This is a genomic window from uncultured Shimia sp., assembly GCF_947498095.1.
GTDB lineage: Bacteria > Pseudomonadota > Alphaproteobacteria > Rhodobacterales > Rhodobacteraceae > Shimia.
In genome coordinates, this window is the sequence record NZ_CANMJE010000002.1 from 223,526 (window position 1) to 245,593 (window position 22,068).

General features: G+C 57.3%; 20 protein-coding genes. 12 read left to right on the forward strand and 8 right to left on the reverse strand.

Annotated features, from left to right (window positions below; genetic code table 11):
• Positions 1-181: 181 nt before the first annotated feature.
• The gene (locus Q0932_RS04285; RefSeq protein WP_299349990.1) at positions 182-610 is read left to right on the forward strand and encodes a heme-binding protein; all 429 of its coding nucleotides are present in this window, start codon (positions 182-184) and stop codon (positions 608-610) included.
• A gap of 72 nt (positions 611-682) precedes the next feature.
• Positions 683-1,462: a gamma-glutamyl-gamma-aminobutyrate hydrolase family protein gene (locus Q0932_RS04290; protein ID WP_299349991.1), complete on the forward strand. Its 780-nt coding sequence runs from the start codon at positions 683-685 to the stop codon at positions 1,460-1,462.
• 11 nt (positions 1,463-1,473) lie between these two features.
• Here the strand turns inward: Q0932_RS04290 and kynU are convergent, their stop codons facing one another.
• The 3 genes from kynU to Q0932_RS04305 all read right to left on the reverse strand — a co-directional run bounded on the left by kynU (position 1,474) and on the right by Q0932_RS04305 (position 3,900).
• Positions 1,474-2,667: a kynureninase gene (kynU, locus tag Q0932_RS04295; RefSeq protein WP_299349992.1), complete on the reverse strand. Its 1,194-nt coding sequence runs from the start codon at positions 2,665-2,667 to the stop codon at positions 1,474-1,476.
• Positions 2,668-2,763: 96 nt separating this feature from the next.
• Positions 2,764-3,138, reverse strand: a complete 375-nt coding sequence (locus tag Q0932_RS04300; protein ID WP_299349993.1) for an MmcQ/YjbR family DNA-binding protein — start codon at positions 3,136-3,138, stop codon at positions 2,764-2,766.
• Positions 3,139-3,147: 9 nt separating this feature from the next.
• Positions 3,148-3,900, reverse strand: coding sequence for an SDR family oxidoreductase (locus tag Q0932_RS04305; RefSeq protein ID WP_299349994.1), 753 nt, complete (start codon positions 3,898-3,900; stop codon positions 3,148-3,150).
• 145 nt (positions 3,901-4,045) lie between these two features.
• Between Q0932_RS04305 and Q0932_RS04310 the strand changes: the two genes are divergently transcribed.
• A complete protein-coding gene (locus Q0932_RS04310) occupies positions 4,046-4,999 on the forward strand; it encodes an MBL fold metallo-hydrolase (RefSeq protein ID WP_299349997.1) in 954 nt (317 codons plus the stop codon).
• A 15-nt stretch (positions 5,000-5,014) separates the two neighbouring features.
• Here the strand turns inward: Q0932_RS04310 and Q0932_RS04315 are convergent, their stop codons facing one another.
• Positions 5,015-5,446 (reverse strand): hypothetical protein, encoded by a 432-nt coding sequence (locus Q0932_RS04315; RefSeq protein WP_299349998.1) that lies wholly within the window; start codon positions 5,444-5,446, stop codon positions 5,015-5,017.
• 242 nt (positions 5,447-5,688) lie between these two features.
• Between Q0932_RS04315 and Q0932_RS04320 the strand changes: the two genes are divergently transcribed.
• The 4 genes from Q0932_RS04320 (at position 5,689) to Q0932_RS04335 (ending at position 10,834) form a co-directional block, all read left to right on the forward strand.
• Positions 5,689-6,141 carry an isoprenylcysteine carboxylmethyltransferase family protein gene (locus Q0932_RS04320; RefSeq protein WP_299350000.1) on the forward strand — a complete coding sequence of 151 codons (453 nt, stop codon included), beginning with the start codon at positions 5,689-5,691 and terminating at the stop codon, positions 6,139-6,141.
• Positions 6,142-6,277: 136 nt separating this feature from the next.
• Positions 6,278-7,849 carry a Re/Si-specific NAD(P)(+) transhydrogenase subunit alpha gene (locus Q0932_RS04325; RefSeq protein ID WP_299350002.1) on the forward strand — a complete coding sequence of 524 codons (1,572 nt, stop codon included), beginning with the start codon at positions 6,278-6,280 and terminating at the stop codon, positions 7,847-7,849.
• A 13-nt stretch (positions 7,850-7,862) separates the two neighbouring features.
• Positions 7,863-9,320 (forward strand): NAD(P)(+) transhydrogenase (Re/Si-specific) subunit beta, encoded by a 1,458-nt coding sequence (locus Q0932_RS04330; RefSeq protein WP_299350004.1) that lies wholly within the window; start codon positions 7,863-7,865, stop codon positions 9,318-9,320.
• Positions 9,321-9,553: 233 nt separating this feature from the next.
• Positions 9,554-10,834, forward strand: a complete 1,281-nt coding sequence (locus Q0932_RS04335) for a DUF3422 domain-containing protein (RefSeq protein WP_299350006.1) — start codon at positions 9,554-9,556, stop codon at positions 10,832-10,834.
• Here Q0932_RS04335 and Q0932_RS04340 read toward each other — a convergent pair.
• The 4 genes from Q0932_RS04340 to Q0932_RS04355 form a co-directional block, all read right to left on the reverse strand.
• Positions 10,770-11,831, reverse strand: a complete 1,062-nt coding sequence (locus Q0932_RS04340) for a YeeE/YedE family protein (protein ID WP_299350008.1) — start codon at positions 11,829-11,831, stop codon at positions 10,770-10,772. The two genes, Q0932_RS04335 and Q0932_RS04340, sit on opposite strands and share 65 nt — an antisense overlap.
• A 209-nt stretch (positions 11,832-12,040) precedes the next feature.
• Positions 12,041-13,009 carry an ABC transporter permease gene (locus Q0932_RS04345; protein ID WP_299350009.1) on the reverse strand — a complete coding sequence of 323 codons (969 nt, stop codon included), beginning with the start codon at positions 13,007-13,009 and terminating at the stop codon, positions 12,041-12,043.
• Positions 13,002-14,009 (reverse strand): ABC transporter permease, encoded by a 1,008-nt coding sequence (locus Q0932_RS04350; protein ID WP_299350011.1) that lies wholly within the window; start codon positions 14,007-14,009, stop codon positions 13,002-13,004. Before Q0932_RS04350 ends, Q0932_RS04345 begins: the two co-directional genes overlap by 8 nt.
• 113 nt (positions 14,010-14,122) lie before the next feature.
• A complete protein-coding gene (locus Q0932_RS04355; protein WP_299350013.1) occupies positions 14,123-15,823 on the reverse strand; it encodes a peptide ABC transporter substrate-binding protein in 1,701 nt (566 codons plus the stop codon).
• 296 nt (positions 15,824-16,119) lie between these two features.
• Between Q0932_RS04355 and Q0932_RS04360 the strand changes: the two genes are divergently transcribed.
• Genes Q0932_RS04360 through Q0932_RS04380 form a run of 5 tightly spaced genes read left to right on the forward strand, consistent with a single transcriptional unit; the run spans position 16,120 to position 22,050 of the window.
• Positions 16,120-17,940 carry an ABC transporter ATP-binding protein gene (locus Q0932_RS04360; RefSeq protein WP_299350014.1) on the forward strand — a complete coding sequence of 607 codons (1,821 nt, stop codon included), beginning with the start codon at positions 16,120-16,122 and terminating at the stop codon, positions 17,938-17,940.
• 3 nt (positions 17,941-17,943) lie between these two features.
• On the forward strand, positions 17,944-19,107 hold the full coding sequence (argE, locus tag Q0932_RS04365; protein WP_299350016.1) for an acetylornithine deacetylase: 1,164 nt from the start codon (positions 17,944-17,946) through the stop codon (positions 19,105-19,107).
• 6 nt (positions 19,108-19,113) lie between these two features.
• Positions 19,114-19,497, forward strand: coding sequence for a nuclear transport factor 2 family protein (locus Q0932_RS04370; RefSeq protein ID WP_299350018.1), 384 nt, complete (start codon positions 19,114-19,116; stop codon positions 19,495-19,497).
• Positions 19,498-19,503: 6 nt separating this feature from the next.
• Positions 19,504-20,850: an FAD-binding oxidoreductase gene (locus tag Q0932_RS04375; protein WP_299350020.1), complete on the forward strand. Its 1,347-nt coding sequence runs from the start codon at positions 19,504-19,506 to the stop codon at positions 20,848-20,850.
• Positions 20,851-20,877: 27 nt separating this feature from the next.
• Positions 20,878-22,050, forward strand: a complete 1,173-nt coding sequence (locus Q0932_RS04380) for a M20 aminoacylase family protein (protein ID WP_299350021.1) — start codon at positions 20,878-20,880, stop codon at positions 22,048-22,050.
• The last annotated feature ends 18 nt before the right edge of the window (positions 22,051-22,068 follow it).

Here is a 22,068-nt window from a genome sequence, read left to right on the forward strand (position 1 = left end):
TCTAACAGCTATTCGTAGACCTTGCAGCATCCGGTTTTTTGGGCTCAAACCGGTCATCAGGTCGTACGACATCGTTCTTAAGATCCTTTTTTCATCCGCGGTTACACTTTCTTAAAAAACAAGAATTGTCGTTTGTCGACTGGATGCGCAGAATGCGGCAAACTTAGATAGGAAAAGCCTTATGTCCGCTATCACACTCAGAAAAGCACGCACCATCATTCGTAAAGCCTTTGAAAAAGGGCATGAGATGGAGCTGAATCCACTATCGGTCGTGGTGCTGGATGCAGGCGGCCACTTGCTGGCGTTCGAACGCGAGGATGGCGCGGCACCCGGGCGGTTCCAGATTGCCCATGGCAAGGCCTTTGGCGCGGTGATGCTCGGCGTGCCAAGCTCGAAGATTGGCGAGATCGCAATAGAACGCCCGCATTTCGGGGTGGCCCTGAATGGCGTCTACGGCGGGCAAGTGGTGCCTGTACCCGGTGGGGTTCTGGTTAAAGACAAAAAAGGCACCGTGATTGGCGCCGTGGGTGTCACCGGGGATACCTCTGAAAACGATGCAGCAGCGGCGTTGGCCGGAATTGCGGCGGCAAATCTGATTGGCGCGGCCTGACGCTGCGCAACCCCTTTGCCATTGTCTGCGCGGCGGCCTATGTTGACCCTTGAACAGGCAAATGAGGGACACATGGCGCGACCCGTCGTTGGTATTATCGGCAATCAATATTTGATCAATGACCAGTATCCGGCCCATGCGGGCGGGACGATGAACTCTGAAGCGGTTGCAGGAGTGTCCAAGTGCATGCCGCTCTTGGTGCCTGCCGATCCGCGGTTTGTCTCGGTCGATGAGTTGCTGACCCACTGTGACGGGTTCCTGCTGACGGGCGGACGCCCGAATGTGCATCCCGAACACTACGGCGAGGCCGCCACAGAGGCGCATGGTGAGTTTGACCGGGCGCGCGACGCGATTGTTCTGCCTCTGGTGCGAGCCTGCGTTGAAAGTGGTCAGCCGTTCTTTGGCATATGTCGGGGGTTCCAAGAGGTGAACGTCGCCATGGGCGGCTCGCTCTATCCTGAAATTCGCGACCTTCCGGGGCGGGACAATCACCGCATGCCCCCTGATGGCACCCTGGAAGAGAAATTCGCGCTGCGCCACGCGGTCGAGTTCAGCGAAGGTGGGGTTTTTCACCGCGTGATGGGCGCGCAAAAGGTGATGACCAACACATTGCACGGGCAGGGGATCAAACGTCCCGGTGCGCGTATTGTCGTGGATGGGCATGCTCCGGATGGCACGCCTGAGGCAACCTATATCAAGGACGCCCCGGGATTTACCCTGTCCGTGCAGTGGCATCCCGAGTGGGACGCCGCCAACGATCCGGTCTCGCGGCCGTTGTTTGAGGCATTTGGAGATGCTGTGCGCGCATGGGCCAACGGACGCCAGACCATCTCACACCTGAAGTCTGCCTAAGGCCTTCCGACTCAGGTCACCGTGGATTTGATCTTGTACTCATCACGATCCCAAAGTCGGTTCGACATCACATCCTCAAGGATTTTCGCCGCCCGGATCACGTCCGCTTCGTCGATGTAAAGCGGGGTAAAGCCAAAGCGCATGATGTTGGGCGCGCGGAAGTCTCCGATGACGCCGCGTGCGATCATGGCTTGCATGGCCGCATAGCCATCTTCAAAGGCAAATGCGACCTGACTGCCGCGGGTGTTTGCATCGCGGGGGCTGGCCAGGGTCAACTCCGGGCAACGCGCTTCGACTTCGGCAATGAACAAATCGGTCAAAACCTTCGATTTTGCGCGGATGTCGGCCATGTTGGTCATGTCCCAGACATCCAGCGCCGAAGACAAGGCAGCCAGTGCCAGCACAGGCGGCGTCCCGACGCGCATGCGCTCGATGCCGGTGTGCGGTCGATAATTCTGTTCAAATGCAAAGGGCGCGTCGTGGCCCAACCAGCCCGACATCGCCGGCCGCGCGATATCGACGTATTTCGGGCTCACATAGATAAAGGCCGGCGCGCCGGGACCACCATTCAGATACTTGTAAGTGCATCCCACGGCGAAATCGGCTTTGCAGGCGGCAAGTTGGACATCTGTGGCACCTGCGGTGTGCGCCAGGTCCCAGACCGTGATGACACCGTGGTCATGGGCTTTTTGGGTCAGCGCTTTCATATCGTGCAGGCGGCCCGAGCGGTAATCCACCTCGGTCAGCATCATGACGGCGACCTCATCGGTGATATTGTCGGCCACTTCTTCGGGCGCCACCACGCGCAACTCATGACCCTTGTCCAAGGACTGGATCAGCCCTTCGGCCATATAAAGATCGCTGGGGAAGTTGCCGCTGTCTGACAGTATCACGCGACGGTCCGGATTCAATTCAACCGCCGAAGCCAGCGCCTGATACACTTTGACCGACAGCGTGTCGCCCATGATGACATGGCCCGTCTCGGCCCCGATCAGCCGGGCGATACGGTCGCCAATACTGGTGGATTTCTGCATCCAATCGGCCTTGTTCCAGCCGGTGATCAGCATCTCACCCCATTCGTCGCGCAGGACACGCTCCATATCGGCAGGTGCGCTGAGGGGCAGGGGCCCCAATGAGTTCCCATCAAGATAGATCATCCCCTCGGGGAGATGAAACATGGCTTTGGTGGCGGCAAAATCGGTCATGGCGGTCCTCCTGTCAGCGATGCTTAACGGATCAAATTTTTCGGCGCACCAGCAAATCTTGTGATTTCAAATATCAATATTTGTGATGTTGGGGTCTCAGGCTGTGTCGTCTGGGATCGGTATACCCAACGCGCGCCGCTTCTTTTTTGACAAGCCTTCGGCCACGAGGTCGTATGACAGGCGAAGATGGTTCTTTAGATCAGGGTCAGACAGGCCGGGCGTGTCGTAATGCTGCAACCATTTCATCCCGCGCGACGCGAGGTAGGGCGCCGGGCGGATGCCGGGGTGATCCCCCAACACCTCAAAGACCAGTGGCGTCACTTTGAAGGTAAAGGCGTCTTTGCCATCGTTCCATCCACAGATGGCAAAGACCTTGTCGGCGACCTTCCACACGTCCGAGTTGCCCCACTGAACAACGTGGGATGTTGCGGGCAATGTCGCGCAAAAGGCGTTGAACTCGTCGCGGGTCATGCGGACAGGTTACAATTCTCCGCCTGAGACCTGCAACGTCTGTCCGCGATAACTGTCGGAATTGGGACCACAGATAAACATCGCGGCCTCGGACACCTCTTCCGGCGTGATCAGACGGCCGTGGGGGTTCACCCCGACCATCAATTGGCGCGCTTCTTCCTCGGACAGGCCGGTACGCTTCATGATTTTCTGGGTGTTGTCGGTGACGATGTCGGTGTCGACATAGGCCGGGCAGAGCGAGTTAAATGTGAAGGGCGTATTGATGTAGTCGTTGGACAGCGACTTGATCAGGCCATTCAGCGCATGTTTCGAGGCGCCATAACAGGGCGCGCCTTTGAGCCCACGCAGACCCGCGATCGAAGAAACCCCGATCACCCGGCCCCAATCCGTGGTGACCATGGATTTGAGGCTTTCACGGATGGTTAAAAAGGCCCCATCGACGTTGATGCCCATCATGAAACGCCAGTCGTCCAGCGTCATCTTGTGCAAAGCACGACCCTCAGCGATGCCGGCATTGGCAACACAAATCTGGACCGGTCCGCGGGCTTCAACGGCGGCAGCCGTGCCCTCAACCACCGAGGCCTCGTCACTGACATCCATTTGCAGTGCATGAAGGCCGTTGCCTGCGACGTCATGCAGAACATCCGCCCGGCGACCGGTTATTGTCACCTGTGCTCCTGCCTTAGCCAGATCGCGTGCAATCGCGAGCCCGATGCCGGTTCCGCCACCAGTCACCAACGCGTGTTTTCCTTGTAGATGCATGTTTCAATCCCTGTTTTTCGCATTTTGGTCAGGCTACATACCCGCGGGTATGTTGGAAAGTGCGCCGTGCCGTCACTTAATACTTATTCACATTTGCGAATTTGTTGATTATTGCTAAGGCAAGCATCGTACGGGAGGATTCGGCATGTTTCGAGTGACAGGGTATGTTGTGGCCATCGCCATGAGCGCAGGCATGGTGGCCGCGAGCGAGGACATCGCAGATCAGTATCCACAGTCAGAGCTCTATTCAAAACCGGTCGAGGTTATCCCGCATGTGTTTTCAGCAATCGGTGCCACGGCACCGCCGACCTATGAAAACTCGGGCCACAACAACAACCTGTCGTTCATCGTGACAGATGAGGGCGTGGTTGTCGTGAACGGTGGTGCTTCGGCGCGGCTGGCGGCGGCCCTGCATGAAGAGATCAAGGCCGTGACCGATCAGCCCGTCGTCTTGGTGATCAACGAGAACGGGCAGGGGCATGCGATGCTGGGCAACTCGTACTGGATGGATCAGGGTGTCGATATTCTGGCCCATGTGGATGCAATCGAGGCCTTTACCTCGGAAGCGGACTTTATCCTGCAAGGCATGGAGCGCTACAACCGGGACAAGGCCGAGGGCACGCGCACGGTCACGCCGAACCTGAGTTTCGAGGACGAACACAAGCTGACGTTGGGGGGCGTGGAGATTCATGTCATGCACATGGGGCCAGCCCATGACCCCGGTGACACACAGGTGTGGCTGCCACAGTGGGGTCTGTTGATTGCGGGCGACATTGCCTTTCACGAACGCATGCTGCCGATCTTTGAGGGGATCTGCACCAGCTGCTGGCTGGAAACCTGGGAAACCAAGATGGAGCCATTGGCGCCCACTTATGTCATTCCGGGCCACGGCCACCCGACCAACCTCGCGCAGGTGCGCCGCTATACCTATGACTACCTGTCAGACTTGCGTGAAAAGATTGGCGTGCATATTGACGACGGCGGCGATCTGGCCGGTGCCTATTACGTCGACCAGGAGCGTTGGCGCAATCTGGATACCTTTGAAGAGCTGGCCACCAAAAACGCCGGTCGTGTCTTTGAAGAAATGGAGTGGGAATAGCCTACAAAAGGGCGATCAGTCCTGTTCCGCCAAATACTTCTCAACCATTTCATAGGTGCGGGCCTCACCAATCTGAGCCATGCATATCCGCACCGCCTCTTCGGCCTCGGCAACGCGGTCTTCGAGGTTGGTGTGGTCAACCTCTTGCTTAAAGCGGGCCGCCCCGGCATCAAGAGCGCTTTCTAGCGCGTCTGTGCCCGCACCCTGTTCCTGGAGAAATACGTCGTAAGCCATTATGAACCATGCGTAGTACACGGCCCGCACATTTCGGACGTCATCGGGACCGACATCCTCGCCGATCTGGGAAAGATAGTTGATCCCACCATGCAAATTTCCGGCCTCGGTCAAACAGTGGATATAGAGGCTCTCTTGTTTCGAATAGCTTTGTGCCATCGCCTGACCGGCCAGAAAGGTCGTAAGTAGAGCACCGAGAACGCCAACACGCATGAAAACCTCCGTCTTTTCGTGCTGCTACGACCTTAGATGCAGCTTGCCAAATCTCCTACGTATTTCCGAACTACGCTTTGCCGGCCGCTGTGCGGCGCAGTGTCCGCTTGCCTTTGTGACAAGACTTGACCATAGCAGGTCCATGCTGATCGTATCCCGCATGCTTACTGGGCAGACTAACCATTGCCTCTTGTCTGAAGTCGGACCGATCGCGGGTTGTTACTTAATAAGTGAAGTATAACATGTTGCGCTGGCTGGATATCCCACCGGTGTGGCTTGCCTTGTTTTTGGCGTTGGCTTGGTGCCAGTCTCAGGTCCTGACTTTGGGCCTAAGTCTGGGTGGCCGCTGGGCAGATTTCGTGGGTGGTCTTTTGACCGGGGGCGGCGTGATCCTGATCGCGCTGGCCGCAAGCGAAATGCGACGTCAGAAAACCACCATCGTTCCCCATCTTGAGGCAAATCGGCTGGTGCAAAGCGGGATCTTCTCGCGGACGCGCAATCCGATCTACCTTGGCGATCTTCTGATCCTTTTGGGGATGTCGATCTATTGGGATGCGGTTCTGGCCTTGGTTCTTGTGCCGGTCTTTCTCTGGATCATCGAACGCCGTTTCGTGATCCCCGAGGAAAACCGTCTGCGCATCAAGTTTCGCGCGGATTTTGCACGTTACTGCCAAAAGGTTCGCAGGTGGGTGTGATGTCTCAGGGACAGAACGAACTATGGGAGTCGTTACTTTGCTTGTGCAGCATAAAAGGGCGCGTTAAAACATTATGCAACCGCAGCATTCGCTGCGCGCAACAATCTTGCTCTTTGACTGAAGGGAGATAGGGAACGTGAAAATCGGTACACCAAAAGAGGTGTTTGACGGGGAGAACCGGGTCGCGATGACGCCGGACTCGGCCAAACAGCTCATGAAACTGGGTTATGAGTGCGCCATTGAAAGTGGTGCAGGGGCCAATGCTGGCTTTTCTGACGCGGTTTATAAAGAGGCGGGTGTTGAGGTCATCAAGACCCCGGCGGCTTTGTGGAAAGCGGTCGATATTATCGCCAAGGTTCGCCAGCCAAACGAAACTGAGCTCAAGCGTCTGACCAAAGATAAGACGTTGATTTCGTTCTTTAACCCTGCAGGAAACGAAGACGGGATGGCGGCGGCCAAAGCCAAGGGCGCCAATGTGATCGCCATGGAAATGGTGCCACGTATCTCTCGGGCGCAGAAGATGGACGCCCTGTCGTCGATGGCCAATATCGCGGGATACCGCGCCGTTATCGAAGCTGGTAACAACTTCGGCCGCTTCTTTACCGGGCAGATCACGGCCGCAGGTAAAGTACCGCCGGCCAAGGTTCTGGTGGTTGGTGCTGGCGTTGCCGGTCTGGCCGCGATTGGCACTTCGACATCGCTTGGTGCGATCACTCTGGCGTTCGACGTGCGGCCCGAAGTGGCCGAACAGGTCGAATCGATGGGGGCCGAATTTGTCTATCTCGACTTTGAAGAAGAGCAACAAGACGGCGCTGCGACCGGTGGATACGCGTCCGTATCCAGCCCAGAGTTCCGCGAAGCACAGCTTGCCAAGTTCCGCGAACTGGCGCCTGAAGTCGACATCGTGATCACCACGGCCCTTATTCCGAACCGCGAAGCGCCGGAACTGTGGACCGAAGACATGGTTGCCGCGATGAAGCCGGGGTCGGTGATCGTCGACCTTGCAGCGGAAAAAGGCGGCAACTGTAAGCTGACCGTCATGGACGAGAAGATCGTGACCGACAATGGTGTGACCATCATCGGCTATACGGACTTCCCTAGCCGGATGGCGGCGCAGGCCTCAACGCTTTACGCCACCAACATTCGTCACATGATGACCGACCTGACCCCTGAGAAAGACGGTCAGATCAATCACGACATGGAGGATGACGTGATCCGCGGTGCGACCGTGACCCATCAGGGTGAGATCACCTTCCCACCACCACCTCCCAAAGTGGCGGCGATTGCAGCCAAGCCCAAGGAAACCGCGCCGGAACTCACACCGGAAGAGAAACGCGCCGCCGAGGTGGCCGCGTTCAAGGCGCAGACCAAGCAGCAGGTGACCCTGTTGGCCGTTGGTGGCGCTCTCTTGCTGGGCGTGGGCCTGATCGCACCTGCCAGCTTTATGCAGCACTTTATCGTGTTTGTGTTGGCCGTGTTTGTTGGCTTCCAGGTGATTTGGGGTGTTGCGCACTCTTTGCACACACCGCTGATGGCGGTGACCAACGCGATCTCATCCATCATCATTCTGGGCGCCCTGATGCAAATCGGGTCGGGCAGTTTCCTGGTGATCCTTCTTGCCGCGCTTTCGGTCTTTATGGCCGGGATCAACATCTTTGGCGGCTTCCTCGTGACACGGCGCATGCTCGCCATGTTCCAGAAATCGTAAGGGGGTCGGGATCATGGAATTCGGATTTACCACTGCTGCCTATGTTGTTGCAGCTGTTCTCTTCATCCTCTCGCTTGGCGGCCTTTCGGGGCAGGAAAGCGCGAAACGCGCCGTGTGGTACGGCATTGTGGGCATGGGGTTGGCGGTCTTTGCCACGCTCATCGGCCCCGGTGCGGGCCTGTGGTGGCTGTCGATCATCCTGATCGCAGCTGGCGGCATGATCGGCTATCAACTGGCTTCCAAGGTCGAAATGACCCAGATGCCGGAACTTGTGGCCGGGATGCACGCACTGGTTGGTCTTGCAGCTGTGTTCGTCGGTTACAACGCGCATTTCGAGCTGGGCAACGTCATGGCGATGAGCCCGGATGGCATGCTGCCATTGTCCAAGGAACTGGCCGCTGGTCTTGATGGGTTTGCAGCCCTTCTGGCCAAGAAAGAAGGCGTTGAGATCAACATCCTGCGCGTTGAAGCCAGCCTTGGCATCTGGATCGGGGCGGTGACGTTCACCGGTTCTGTCATTGCCTACGGCAAGCTCTCGGGCAAGGTGACGTCAAACGCGACCAAGCTGCCCGGTGGCCACATGCTGAACGCAAGTGCTGCGGGTATCTCGGTTTTGTGCCTGATCTGGTACCTCAACTCGGGCGCCTTCCTGCCGCTGTTGATCCTGACCATTGCCGCATTGTTTATTGGCTATCACCTGATCATGGGGATTGGCGGAGCGGACATGCCGGTGGTTGTCTCGATGCTGAACTCGTATTCGGGTTGGGCCGCAGCTGCGATTGGATTCTCGCTGGGCAACGACCTCTTGATCGTGGTTGGTGCGCTTGTGGGCTCGTCCGGTGCGATCCTCAGCTATATCATGTGTAAGGCGATGAACCGTTCGTTCGTCAGCGTTATCCTGGGTGGTTTTGGCGGCACGGCTGGACCGCAGATGGAAGTTGAAGGCGAACAGATCGCGATCGATGCCGAAGGCGTTGCGACCGCTCTGGAAGAAGCTGACAGCGTCATCATCATTCCGGGTTACGGTATGGCCGTGGCTCAGGCACAGCAGAATGTGGCCGAGCTAACCCGCCGTCTGCGTGCCAAGGGCAAAGAGGTTCGCTTTGCGATCCACCCTGTTGCGGGCCGTCTGCCGGGGCACATGAACGTGCTCTTGGCCGAAGCCAAGGTGCCTTATGACATCGTGATGGAAATGGACGAGATCAATGACGACTTCCCAGAAACGGATGTGGCTATTGTCATCGGCTCCAATGACATCGTGAACCCGGCCGCACAGGACGATCCCAACAGCCCCATCGCCGGCATGCCGGTTCTGGAATGCTGGAAGTCCAAGCAGGTGTTCGTCTCTAAGCGCGGCCAAGGTACCGGATACTCCGGCATCGAGAACCCGCTGTTCTTCAAAGAGAACACCCGCATGTTCTACGGTGACGCAAAACAATCGCTGGACAGCCTGCTGAACCTGATCAGCTAAGGCACGTTCAAAAACAAACAAAAGGCGCTCCGCTTGGGGCGCCTTTTTCGTTTGCGCCAAAGACTCTGGTTGTTGAAGCACGTTCTGGTGCGCGCGGCGGGCGCTGGTTTTTGGTTCAATTGCAAGGGTTTGCATAGTTTGTATACGTTTGTATTCCGGTAACATATTGAAATATAACATTTTTCTTTACAAATTACTCAAGGGGCGTAGGTTGCGGTCATCAGGAGACCGTGATGACCCCGATCCAAGACCACCCCTTGCGCTACAAGCTCGCCAATGAGCTGCATGCGCGCCCGTTTCCCTCTCTGGATGCCCCGTGCACGGCAGTCTTTCTTGCGATTAAGCAGCCTGTGGAAGCCGTAGGGCGCGACCGGGCGGCAGATCTCGCGCATCTGACAGACCTTTTGGACCGCCACGGCGCACCTCATCCACAGCCCGGTGCAACGCATTACTCGGGCGAAATCGGGCGTCACACTCTCAAATGGGAACAGCACACAGAATTTGTGACCTACACTGTCTTTACGTCTGGCCTGAGCGCGCGACCCTTCGATCCGGGCGAGTTTGAGGTTTTTCCCGAAGACTGGTTGGTCTCGGCACCGGGGGTGCGTGTGACCTCAATTCTTATCCGCGTTGAAGAACGCCCTGAAAAGCAGATCCTGCGTCAGGACCTCAATGACTGGTTTGTGCCGGAAAGCCTCGCGGTGTCCGAAGTGTTGGATGATGCGGCTGTGCTCGCGACAGATTTCCGCATCAACCCACAGGGGCATATGCGGATGGCGGCTTTTGTGTCACCGGGCACGGGCGAGCGACGGGTCGGTCGTATCATCCAGCGGCTCTGTGAGATCGAGACCTACAAAGCCATGTCGATGCTAGGCTTCGCCCGCACCCGTGAACTGTCAGTCCCAATGGGGGAGATCGAGGGGCGGTTGAACCGGATGATGGCCGAGATCACGCGCGGGGATGCACCACCCGATGCCACATTGGACGAGTTGCTGCAAACCTCTGCCGAGCTGGAAAACATGATTGCCGAGAATTCGTTCCGGTTTGGCGCGACGGGCGCTTATGAAGCCATCGTCAATCAACGCGTCGAGGTGTTGCGCGAAAAACGATACAATGGGCGCCAGACTTTTTCCGAGTTCATGATGCGTCGCTATGATCCGGCGATGCGTACTGTCGCGTCGACCAAGTCACGGCTTGAAGCGCTGGCGGACCGCGCGATGAGGGCGGGGGAGTTGTTGCGGACCAAGGTGGACGTGGCGCGTTCGGCGCAAAACCAGGCATTGCTGGAAAGCATGGACCGTCGTGCGGATATGGCCCTGCGCTTGCAGGAAACTGTCGAGGGACTGTCAGTGGTTGCGATCAGCTACTACGCGGTCTCTCTGGCGTCCTATGCGGCCTATCCTCTGGCCAGCGCAATTGGCATGTCCAAGGGATATCTGACCGCCTTGCTTACTCTGCCGGTTGTAGGTCTGGTCTGGTGGATGGTGCGGCGGATTCGGAAGCGGATGCACTAAACAACCGCCCCGCAATCAGGCCCCCAGCCACGATGGACAGAATGGCGACCAGTGCTGTGATGCTGAGCGTTGGGATACCGGACAGGCCTGCGCCCACGGTGCAGCCACCGGCCAGCACGCCCCCAAAACCCATCAGCGCGCCGCCTAAAATGTAACGGCCGGTCTGTGCGGGAGTCTCAAAGCTCTGCCATTTGAAGCTGCGGAACAAGAGCGCTGCCACAAGGCTGCCCAGAATCGTGCCACCGATCAGACCCACACCAAAGTTCGCAGGCACGGCCGACGACGCGATACCATAGAACAACGTGTCGGCCATCGGCGCGGTAAAGGCGAGGCTTTCAAAGGCGACGGGATCGAAATCGTCATAAAGCACATACCCGGTGCCAACCCAACCAAGCGGCACCAAGAGGCCAAGCAGAGCCGCGCCTGCAAGACGCAGACCGCCGTTACCTGAGCGCAGCGCATAGGCCACAGCGATGGCCGCAATGAGCGTGGTCCAGAGCAGTGCAGGGCCGGGCAGGGCGGCGCTCTCGAGTGGAAGGGTAAAGCTGTTCAGCCACACACGGGCCGGGGCAAATACACCCTTGAGCGTGGCATGGGCGACAAAGGCAAAGATCAGCATCACAAGCACCGCTCGCAGGTTGCCAGTGCCGCTCAAAACGGTCAGGCGTGAGGCACAGCCTCGGGTCAGAACCATGCCAATGCCAAACAGGATGCCACCCAAAACCAAGGCCCCCAGAGGCAGGTCCGCTGCCATGTAACGATGATCTGCAAAACTGATGAGTTCGCTCTGAACGGCGGCCTGCGTGCCGACAAGGGCCACCGCAAGCGCTGTCAGCCAGACGCCCAAGGCCGCGCGCCGATCCGTGCCGACCAAGGCGCGGCGCAGACAAAATCCGGTACGCTCCGCAAGAAAGCCAAAGCCCAAGCCAAGAGCTAAAGCAAAGAACACTGTGGCCTGAGGGGCAGTCATGTTTTCGAAGCCAAGGGACTCAAACATTGTTTTGTCTCACGTATTGGAATTTTTTCCCACATGAAGACAAATTCACATCTGTTCAAGTGTTCTGACCTTGCCGGCTCTAAGGTTGGCTGGGAAAACTTTCTCAAAGGCCAGGGTATCCGACATCGTCGTCTCGGAAATTGAAAAAGGCCGAGCACTTCTGCCCAGCCTTGGATTGCCTGGTAAGACACACGGTCTTTTCTGTGGTCTCAGCGTCCCCGGATCCGTGGGTCCAGCGCGTCGCGCAGACCGTCGCCCAGATAGTTCACGCTCAGCACGGTGAGCGAGATCGCCATGCCTGGCAAGACAACGCGTTCTGGATATTGATCCATACGTGGTACGGAATCTGCCAGCATTTTGCCCCAGGTTGGGAAGTCAGGCGGGAACCCGACACCAAGGAAAGACAGGGCGCTCTCGGTGATAATGGCTGTAGCCAGACCCAGCGTCGCCGAAACCACGATCGGTGAAATCACATTGGGCAACAGGTGCCGGCGAATGATCGCACCCGGCGTGGTACCGATAGAGCGTGCAGCAAGGATGAACTCGCGTTCTTTCAGGGCCAAGACTTCGGATCGCACAATCCGCGCGGTCTGCATCCAACTGGTGATGCCCACGACGCCGACAATCAGGATGAACATACCTGTCTCGGGTCCGAAACTGGCGCGTAAGGGATCGCGGAACAGGGTCACGGCGACCAGCAACAACGGCAGAATAGGCAGCGACAATACAAGATCGGTGAACCGCATCAGCGGGCCGTCCAAGCGGCGGAAGTACCCGGCGATCACGCCAACAGTCGTACCGATAGACAGGGCAAGGATCATCGCGACCCACCCCACAGCCATCGAGGTGCGCCCGCCAACAATCATGTTGGCCAATGCGTCACGTCCGAGATTATCAGTGCCCAGCGGGTGAGCCCACTGAACCTTTGCGCCGCTGTCCCAGAGAAAGGTGTAAAGAGGTCGGACGTCCTTGTTTCGAATATCCAGTTTTTGCGGGTCGATGGTCCAGATGTATTCCCCCAACAGCACGCCAAGTGTGACCAACAACAAAAAGCTGCCGCCGATCAACGCGCCCTTGTGTTTGCGGAACTGGTGCCACACGTCTTTCCATTGCGAGTGCGGAGGCTCCAATGGGCCGTCGTCCTGCAGCGCTTCGATTTTTTGATCCTGCTCAGTCATAGCGAATCCTCGGGTCAAGAACGCCGTAGAGGACGTCTGCAATCAGGTTAAAGACCACGATAAGCACCGCGATCATAAAGGTTAGGGTCTGCACGCTGGGCAGGTCGTTGGCGAACAGGGCGCTCAGCAACTGGGCGCCGATGCCGTTCACCTTGAACACCACCTCGGTGATGATGGCGCCGCCAAAGATGCCCGGAACACCAAGGGCAATCGCCGTGACCACAGGGATCATCGAGTTGCGCAGCACGTGCACCATGACCACGATGTGCTCTGGCAGGCCTTTGGCGCGCGCGGTTCTGACGTAATCCTGATTAAGGTTGTCCAGCATCGAAGCGCGCATAAAACGGCTGATCTGAGCGGTGGTTTGCAGAGCCAGAACCATCACCGGCATGATCATTTGCCTGAGCTGTATCACGAAGCTGTCCCAGTCATTCACCACGTGGGTGGTGTCATAGACCGAAGGGAACCACCCCAACTGGACGGCGAATATCATGATCAACAGGGGACCAGTAAAGAAGGGTGGGATCGAGAATCCGATCATCGTAATGAATGTGCCCGACTGGTCGAACACCGAGTACTGGCGATAGGCCGAGTAGATACCAATTGGCAGGGCAATCAGGATGCCAACGATGTAAGACAGGCCAACAACCCAGAGAGTTTGGGGCAGACGCTGGGCGACCATGTCCATCACGGGGCTGCGGGTCTGCCAGCTGAGGATACGCTGTTTGCCTTCGGCAAAGGTGGTGCCGAACATATTGTCGAACAGCACCTGGGGTTCGATCCAGAAGAACTGAACCAGCCATTTCCAATATCGGATATGCATCGGTTCCCCTAGTCCCAGCGCTTCGCGCATCTTGGCTTTGACTTCGGGGGGAACAGTCAGCGGAACCTGTGCCATGGGATCGCCGGGGGCGAGTTCGAGCAGCAGGAAAATGATAAGGCTGATGAATAAAAGCGTCGGAACTGAAAGGATCAGTCGTCGGATCGTGAATGTCAGCATCTACGGCGCCCTTGTTGAACAGTCTTATCGTAGTGTTTAGGCGTGAGGTTTGCGGCCTCAAATAGGAAAAGACGCCCCCGTGCAAGACACGAGGGCGGCTTTTTTAACTTGGCTTACTTAATGCGATGCCAGTCAGCTACGTTCCACAGTTCTGAATCCCAGGTATTCAGAACCACGCCGCCGAGCGAGTTGGCGTGTGCCGACACGCGACCACGGTCAACCAAAGGTACGATCGTATAGGTCTCTTTGGTGAGCATCTCGTTCATCTGCTTGGACAGCGCATAGCGCGTTTCCAGATCCGAAGTACGTGACAGCTCGTCGATCAGCTTGTCGTACTCTGGGTCACAGAAGCGGTTGATGTTCTCACCCTGCCACTGCGATTCTGGCTTTGGCTCGTTGCCGCAGCGGTACATCGACAGATAAGCCTGAGGATCGGTGCCATCGAAGTTGTTGGCATACATTTCCACGTCTGCATAGAACTTCTGGAACGTGTCGGGCGAACCGGGATCACCACCGAAGAAGACCGATGCATCAAGGTTACGCAGCTCGGTTTCAACACCGATCTCGCTCCACCACTGTTTGATCAGAGCTTGGAAGTCCTGACGTACAGCGTTGGTCGAGGTTTGGTACAGGATCGACAGGCGAACACCGTCCTTCTCACGAACGCCATCCGAACCCATGGCCCAGCCAGCTTCGTCCAGAAGCGCGTTTGCGCCTGCGATGTCTTGGGTCAGACAGTCAGTGTTGTCAGACGCGTAAACGGCTGGTCCGGGAACCAGGTTACAGGTCGGACGACCGGCCTGACCATAGCCCACTTCAACCAGCAGATTGCGGTCGATGGCCATCGACAGCGCCTTGCGCACATTGAGTTCGCTGAGGAACGGGTGCGGTGCTTTGACGGTCGCACGGGTGTCCGCATCGAGATTAGGCGATGGATCGGTGAGGTTCATTTCCAAACGCTCAACCAGCGAACCAAAGGCTGCGATTGGCGTGCCTTTGCCACCCTCGGCCATTTTGGCGAGAACATCGGGGGCCAGCTGGAGGTTCCAAGCATAGTCAAACTCGCCGGTTTCAAGAACCGCACGACCCGCAGCCGTTGCATCACCACCACCCTTGAAGGTCAGTGTAGCAAAAGCGGGCTTGGACGCGTCACGATAGTTCGGGTTGGCCGACATCGAGATCACATCGTTCGGCTTGAACTCGTCCACAACGAACGGGCCTGTGCCGATGGGTGCAAAGTTGGCGTCAGTACACTCAGGCGCTTTGGCGCCAAGGCAATCTGCAAACTGTGCGGCTTGAATGATGGGTGACTGACCACCCATGAACGGGCCATAGGGGTTCGGCTTGGGCTCAGAGAACATGACCTTTACGGTCAGGTCGTCGATGACTTCAACGCTGTCCACACCATCAAATTTCGCCAGCTGGGCGCAACCACCTTCGGGGTGCATGCAGTAATCAGCGGTGAATTTCACGTCAGCCGAGGTCACGGCTGTGCCGTCGGACCACATCAGGCCGGACTTCAGCTTCCAAGTGATCGAGGTCAGGTCTTCAGACACACCGCCATTGGCAACAGTCGGAATTTCTTCGGCCAGATAGGGTATCAGTGCGCCATTCGGGTCGTATCGACCGAGCGGTTCAATCACCAGCGAGGCTGATTCGATGTCCTTGGTACCGCCCGAAAGGAACGGGTTCAGGATCGAAGGTGCCTGCCAGTAGATGATGTTAACGTGGCCATCTGCACCGCGTTCTGCAAACGCAGCGGGGGCCAGCGCTGTGGCCGCAACGGCCCCCAGCATCAGTGACTTGATCTTCATAATTCACTCCTTGTTGAGCACTTTCGTGCCTTTATCCGACGGCATTGTCTGCCGCTCGGGATTGAGGTGTCATGTGAAAGAACACGGCAGTATCCACGCGCATTACACGCAAAGATTAGCAGACGTCCCCTCACGACTGCATGTATCTCAGACCAAGGGGGCAGAAATTGCAACCCTTTGAATCGGCTTTACCCAACGCCAACTTTTTGAAATCCCGCGTCTTGTTTGACACTGGGGTCGCAGTGTCGTTAGCGTCCAGCAATAGTCTCACCAAGTTGAAACGGGGAAGTTGGGCGATGTTGGATAACGCGATTGCCTCTATCGAAAACCTGCGTGTCGAATTTGAAACCAAGTCTGGCACGGTGGTTGGCGTCGAGGATGTTTCATTCAAGGTTAATCCGGGCGAAACCGTTTGTATTGTTGGAGAATCAGGTTCTGGCAAGTCGGTGTCGAGCCTGTCCTTGATGCGACTTGTCGAGTTTGGCGGTGGAAAGATTGCAGGTGGACGGCTGATCTTTGATCGCAAGGAAGCAGACGACATCGACCTCGCTGATACCCCCCAGGATTTGATGCGTACGATTCGCGGCAATGAGATCGGAATGATCTTTCAAGAACCAATGACGGCTCTTAATCCTGTGTTTACCGTCGGACGACAGTTGACCGAAGGTCTGTGTCTTCACAAGAAGCTGTCCAAAACCGATGCCGAAAAGCGTGCCTTGGATCTTTTGCGAGAGGTCCGCATTCCCGAGCCGGAACGCCGCCTGCGCCAGTATCCGCATGAATTGTCTGGCGGGATGCGTCAGCGTGTCGTGATCGCGATGGCGATGGCCTGTGAGCCGCGACTTTTGATCGCGGACGAGCCGACAACGGCGTTGGATGTGACGATTCAGGCCGAAATTCTGGCCCTGATGGACCGATTGAAGCGCGAAACGGGCACGGCTGTGATGTTCATCACGCATGACATGTCCGTAGTTGCGCAAATGGCGGACCGTGTGGTTGTGATGTTCCGCGGTAAAAAGGTCGAAGAAGGCCCGGTTGAGCAGATTTTCGAGGATCCCAAGCACAATTACACCAAAGCACTTTTGGCAGCAGTGCCAAAGCTGGGCGAGATGACTGGTTCGGACTTGCCACGTCCTATGAAACTGTTTGGCCATGAAGGGCAGGTCATCGAGGATATCCCCGGCACTGATGAGCCAATTCTGACAGTCAGGAACCTGACCACACGCTTTCCGGTTCAGGGCGGGCTCTTGCGCCGGACCGTGGCCAATGTTCACGCGGTTGAGGACGTGTCGTTCACTCTGAACAAGGGACAGACCCTGTCTCTGGTTGGAGAGTCTGGTTGCGGGAAATCCACGGCAGGTCGCTCGATTCTACGACTGGTTGAACCGCAATCGGGGCATGTTGAGTTTGATTGCTGTGACGTTTTGGAATTGAACCAGAAAGACCTGCACACTGTACGCCAAGACATGCAGATGATCTTTCAGGATCCATTTGCCTCGCTCAATCCTCAGATGCAGTTGATGGAGCAAGTGGCCGAGCCCATGCGTAACTATGGCACCCACAAGGGGAGCGAGTTGCAGGACCGCGTGGCAATGTTGTTTGACCGTGTGGAACTTCCGCGCAGTTTCATGAAACGTTATGCCCATGAGTTGTCCGGCGGCCAGCGTCAGCGCATCGCGATTGCGCGGGCCCTGGCCTTGAACCCCAAGATGATCGTCTCGGACGAAGCCGTTTCGGCGCTGGACGTGTCGGTTCAGGCGCAGGTTCTGAACCTGATGATGGAACTGCAGGCTGAACTGGAACTGAGTTACCTCTTTATCAGCCATGACATGGCCGTTGTCGAACGTGTCAGCCACCATGTTGGCGTGATGTACCTAGGGCGGATCGTGGAAATCGGGCCGCGCCGCGAAGTGTTTGAAAATCCTCAACACCCCTACACACAGGCCCTGATGAAGGCGGTTCCTATTGCCGACCCGCGCAAGCGCAAGTCCGAGAAAGACTTGAACTTCAAGCCAATCCCATCTCCGATCCACCCGATCGGCTATGAAGCGGCGCCAAGTGAGTATCGCGAAGTCTCGCCTGGCCACAAAATTCTGACAACCGATAGCGGATACTGATACATGCCACAGCGCCTTACCCCCCGCGCGATCCTCGACAAGCTGGTGTCGTTCCCGACGATGAGCCACGACAGCAACCTGCCGCTGATCGAATGGGTGGATGAATACCTGACGAGCCACGGTATTTCAGCACACCGCCACTATAACGAAGACAATGAAAAGGCGGCGATTTTTGCCCATGTTGGCCCCGAGATCGAGGGCGGCGTGGTGATGTCCGGCCACACCGACGTGGTACCGGTTGAGGGCCAGCCCTGGGGCACGGACCCATTTGAGGTTGTCGAAAAAGACGGCAAACTTTTTGGCCGCGGCACCTGCGACATGAAAGGGTTTGATGCGCTGGCGATCTGGGCTTTGGTCGAGGGGCGCTATTGTGATCTCAAACGGCCCCTGCAGATTGCGCTGAGTTATGATGAGGAAATCGGCTGCACAGGCGCCCCGCCATTGATTGAGGCGATGGCCCCCATCTTGCCAAAGGCCAGTGCCGTGATCGTCGGAGAGCCGTCGATGATGCAGGCGGTGACAGGGCACAAGGGTGGCACTGGATTCCATGTGCATATGCGTGGTTTCGAGGTGCATTCATCAATCATGCACACCGGCGTCAACGCGATCATGTATGGCGCCAAACTGATCGAATGGGCCAATGAGATGAACGCCGCCAATATGGACGCGGAGCCGTCAGAGATGGATGCAGTGTTTGATCCCCCTTGGACCACGTTACACGTGGGGCAGATTGGCGGTGGGACCGCGCATAACATCACCGCTCTGGACTGTAAGTTCGGCCTCGATTTTCGCTTTGTCCCGGGCGACAGCTCGCAAGACTGGAAAGATCGCTTCAAAGCGCGCGTGTCTGAGGTTGAAGCCGAGATGCAAGCCGTGCAACCCAGCGCACATATCGCGCTGGAAGAATTCTTTGGTGTGCCTGCTTTGACCCCGGAAACGGATGGTGAGGCCGAGATGATCGTGCGCCGTCTAACCGGTGACAATGCCGCCCGTGTTGTCAGCTATGGCACCGAGGCAGGGCACTTTCAGAACGCCGGGTATTCAGCCGTGATTTGCGGACCGGGCGACATCGCACAGGCGCATCAGCCCAACGAATACCTGACGGTTGCCCAGTTTGAGGCCGGACAGGCGTTCATGGAGCGATTATTGGACATGTTGAAAGGCTAACAACCCATGTCCCAAACACGTACCGCCATCCTGAAACGCTATTTCCAGGCTCTGACCGACGGCGACACGGCTGCCATCGTTTCCCTGTTTCACCCTGATGGTGAAGTCGTATCGCCCTTTCTCGGCGTAATGAAAGCGGATCAGTTTTTTGCCAAGCTGAGCGAGGCGTCCAACGGGAGTTTCCTGACTGTACTGGACATCCTTCATGGTGTTGATGGACGCACTTCAGCGGCTCGGTTCCGGTACGACTGGACCTTGAAGGATGGGAGTGATGTGACTTTTGAGGGGGTCGATCACTACGCTTTTGACGAACAAGATCGGATCTTGTGTATGACCATCTATTACGACACCCACCCATTGCGTGAAGAGGTGGGCGACAAGTACGCCTGAGGAGTCATGCCGGGATTTCCGATCACCATAGCCAACGCAGTTGAGCACCAAGGGCCACTCCCGCCTGCGGCGGATGTTGTCATCATCGGCGGCGGCGTGATTGGCGTTTGCACAGCCTATTTCCTTGCCAAAAGGGGCCTGCGCCCGGTGCTTCTGGAAAAAGGGCGCATTGCGGGCGAGCAGTCTTCGCGAAATTGGGGTTGGATACGGCAACAAGGGCGCGACCTTGACGAATTGCCCATCGCCAACGAGGCCAACCAGCTTTGGGGTGAGATTGGAGCCGACCTTGATGAAAACATTGAGCTTGAGCGCTGCGGGTTAACCTATTTCGCCGAAGATGCCGCCGAAATGGAGCGGTATGAGGCCTGGGTGCGGGATGCAGCCCCGACCGGTGTCGACAGTCGTGTCTTGTCAGTGTCTGAGTTGAACACCCTAATCCCAGGAATGGCCGATCACAAATACCTCGGTGGTCTGCACACGCCGTCTGACATGAAGGCCGAACCTTGGCTGGCGGTGCCGGCGATTGCGCGTGCCGCCGTGCGACATGGCGCGGTTTTTGTGGAAAACTGTGCCGCGCGTATCCTTGATCGACACGGCGGACGCGTCAGTGGCGTGGTCACGGAACAGGGTACGATCGCAGCGCCCGAGGTTATCGTGGCGGGGGGGGCATGGTCGTCATTGTTCCTGCGAAACGAGGGCGTCAAAATCCCGCAATTGTCGGTCAAGGCGACGGTCGCGGCCACGAACGAATTGCCGTTGGTACATGCCGGAGGGGCCGTGGATCGCAAACTGGCGTTTCGCCGCCGCTCGGACGGAGGCTATACGTTGGCCGCGGCGGGGTTTCACGAGATGTTTGTTGGCTGGGATGCGTTCCGGCATCTGGGCCACTACCTGCCGCAACTGAAACGCGACTTTCGCGGCCGCACCTATTTGCCCAAAGCGCCTGCGGGGTATCCGGATGGCTGGACCACGGCCCGTCATTGGGGCGGGGGGGCTGAAACCCCGTTTGAGCGGATGCGCATTCTCGACCCCAAACCCAATGCGGGTAAGGTCGAGGACATTCGCAAACGCTTTGAAGCTCTGCTGCCCGGTGTCGGTTCGGTCAATATCACCGCGACGTGGGCGGGGATGATCGACTCAATGCCCGACATCGTTCCAGTCGTAGACCGTGCCCCGATTGAGGGTCTGTCGATTTGTACGGGCATGTGTGGCCACGGCTTTGGGATCGGCCCGGGCTTTGGTCGGATCATGGCGGATATGGTCACCGGCGGTGATGTGGGGCATGATCTCACGCGCTTCCGGTTCAATCGCTTTACGGACGGATCAAAGCTCAGCTTGGGGCCTGATCTGTAGGTTTTGCAAATTTAAAGGGAAACTCCGATGCCAGTCAAAAACAGCATTGCAGAAATGCATGATGAAGTCACAGGATGGCGCCGCCACTTGCACGAAACTCCGGAATTGATGTTCGACGTGCATGAAACAGCGGCTTTCGTTCAGGACCGCCTGAAAGAATTCGGCGTTGACGAGATCACCCCGGGCATTGGCAGAACCGGTGTCGTCGCGGTCATCAAGGGGCGTCAGGATACCAAGGGAAAAGTGATTGGCTTGCGCGCGGATATGGATGCCTTGCCGATTCACGAGGCGACGGGGTTGGATTATGCGTCCAAGATTGACGGGAAGATGCACGCCTGCGGTCACGACGGGCATACCTCGATCCTTTTGGGCGCGGCTAAATATCTGTCCGAGACACGCAATTTCGACGGCACGGCCGTTTTGATCTTTCAGCCCGCCGAAGAAGGTGGCGGCGGCGGCAAAGTCATGTGCGACGACGGCATGATGGACCGTTGGAACATCCAAGAGGTTTATGGCTTGCACAATATGCCCGGGACTCCTGTAGGACAGTTCGCCATCCGACCTGGCGCGCTTTTGGCTTCGGCTGACGAATTTGAAATCACGGTGACGGGCAAAGGCGGTCACGCCGCTGCACCACATGAAGCGATCGACACCACGCTGGTTGCCGCGCAGATCGTTGTTTCGTTGCAGTCCATTGTTGCGCGCACGATTAATCCTGTGCACCGTGTCGTGGTTACAGTGGGCACGTTTGAGACCGACAGTGTGGCCTCGAACGTGATTGCACACCGGGTCCGTATGAAAGGCACGGTTCGTACATTGGATACGGAAAACCGCGCCTTGGCCGAAGAACGCATCCGCCGCGTTGCAGAGGACACCGCCTCAGCCTTCGGTGCTACGGCTGAGGTGACATGGGAGGATGGCTATCCCGTAACCGTTAACCACGACAAGGAAACGCAATACGCCATTGAGGCCGCCGCGGCGGTTGTCGGGGTCGAGAACGTTGACGTGAACACCGATCCAATCATGCCTGCCGAAGATTTTGCTTTCATGCTTGAAGAGCGCCCCGGAGCCTATATCTTCATGGGCAATGGCGACACGATGATGTGCCACCACCCCGAGTATCAATTTGATGATGACGCAATCCCGGCTGGGTCCAGCTGGTTTGCGGAATTGGTCGAGCGCCGTATGGCGATGGACTGAGTTAAAGGAGCGAAACCC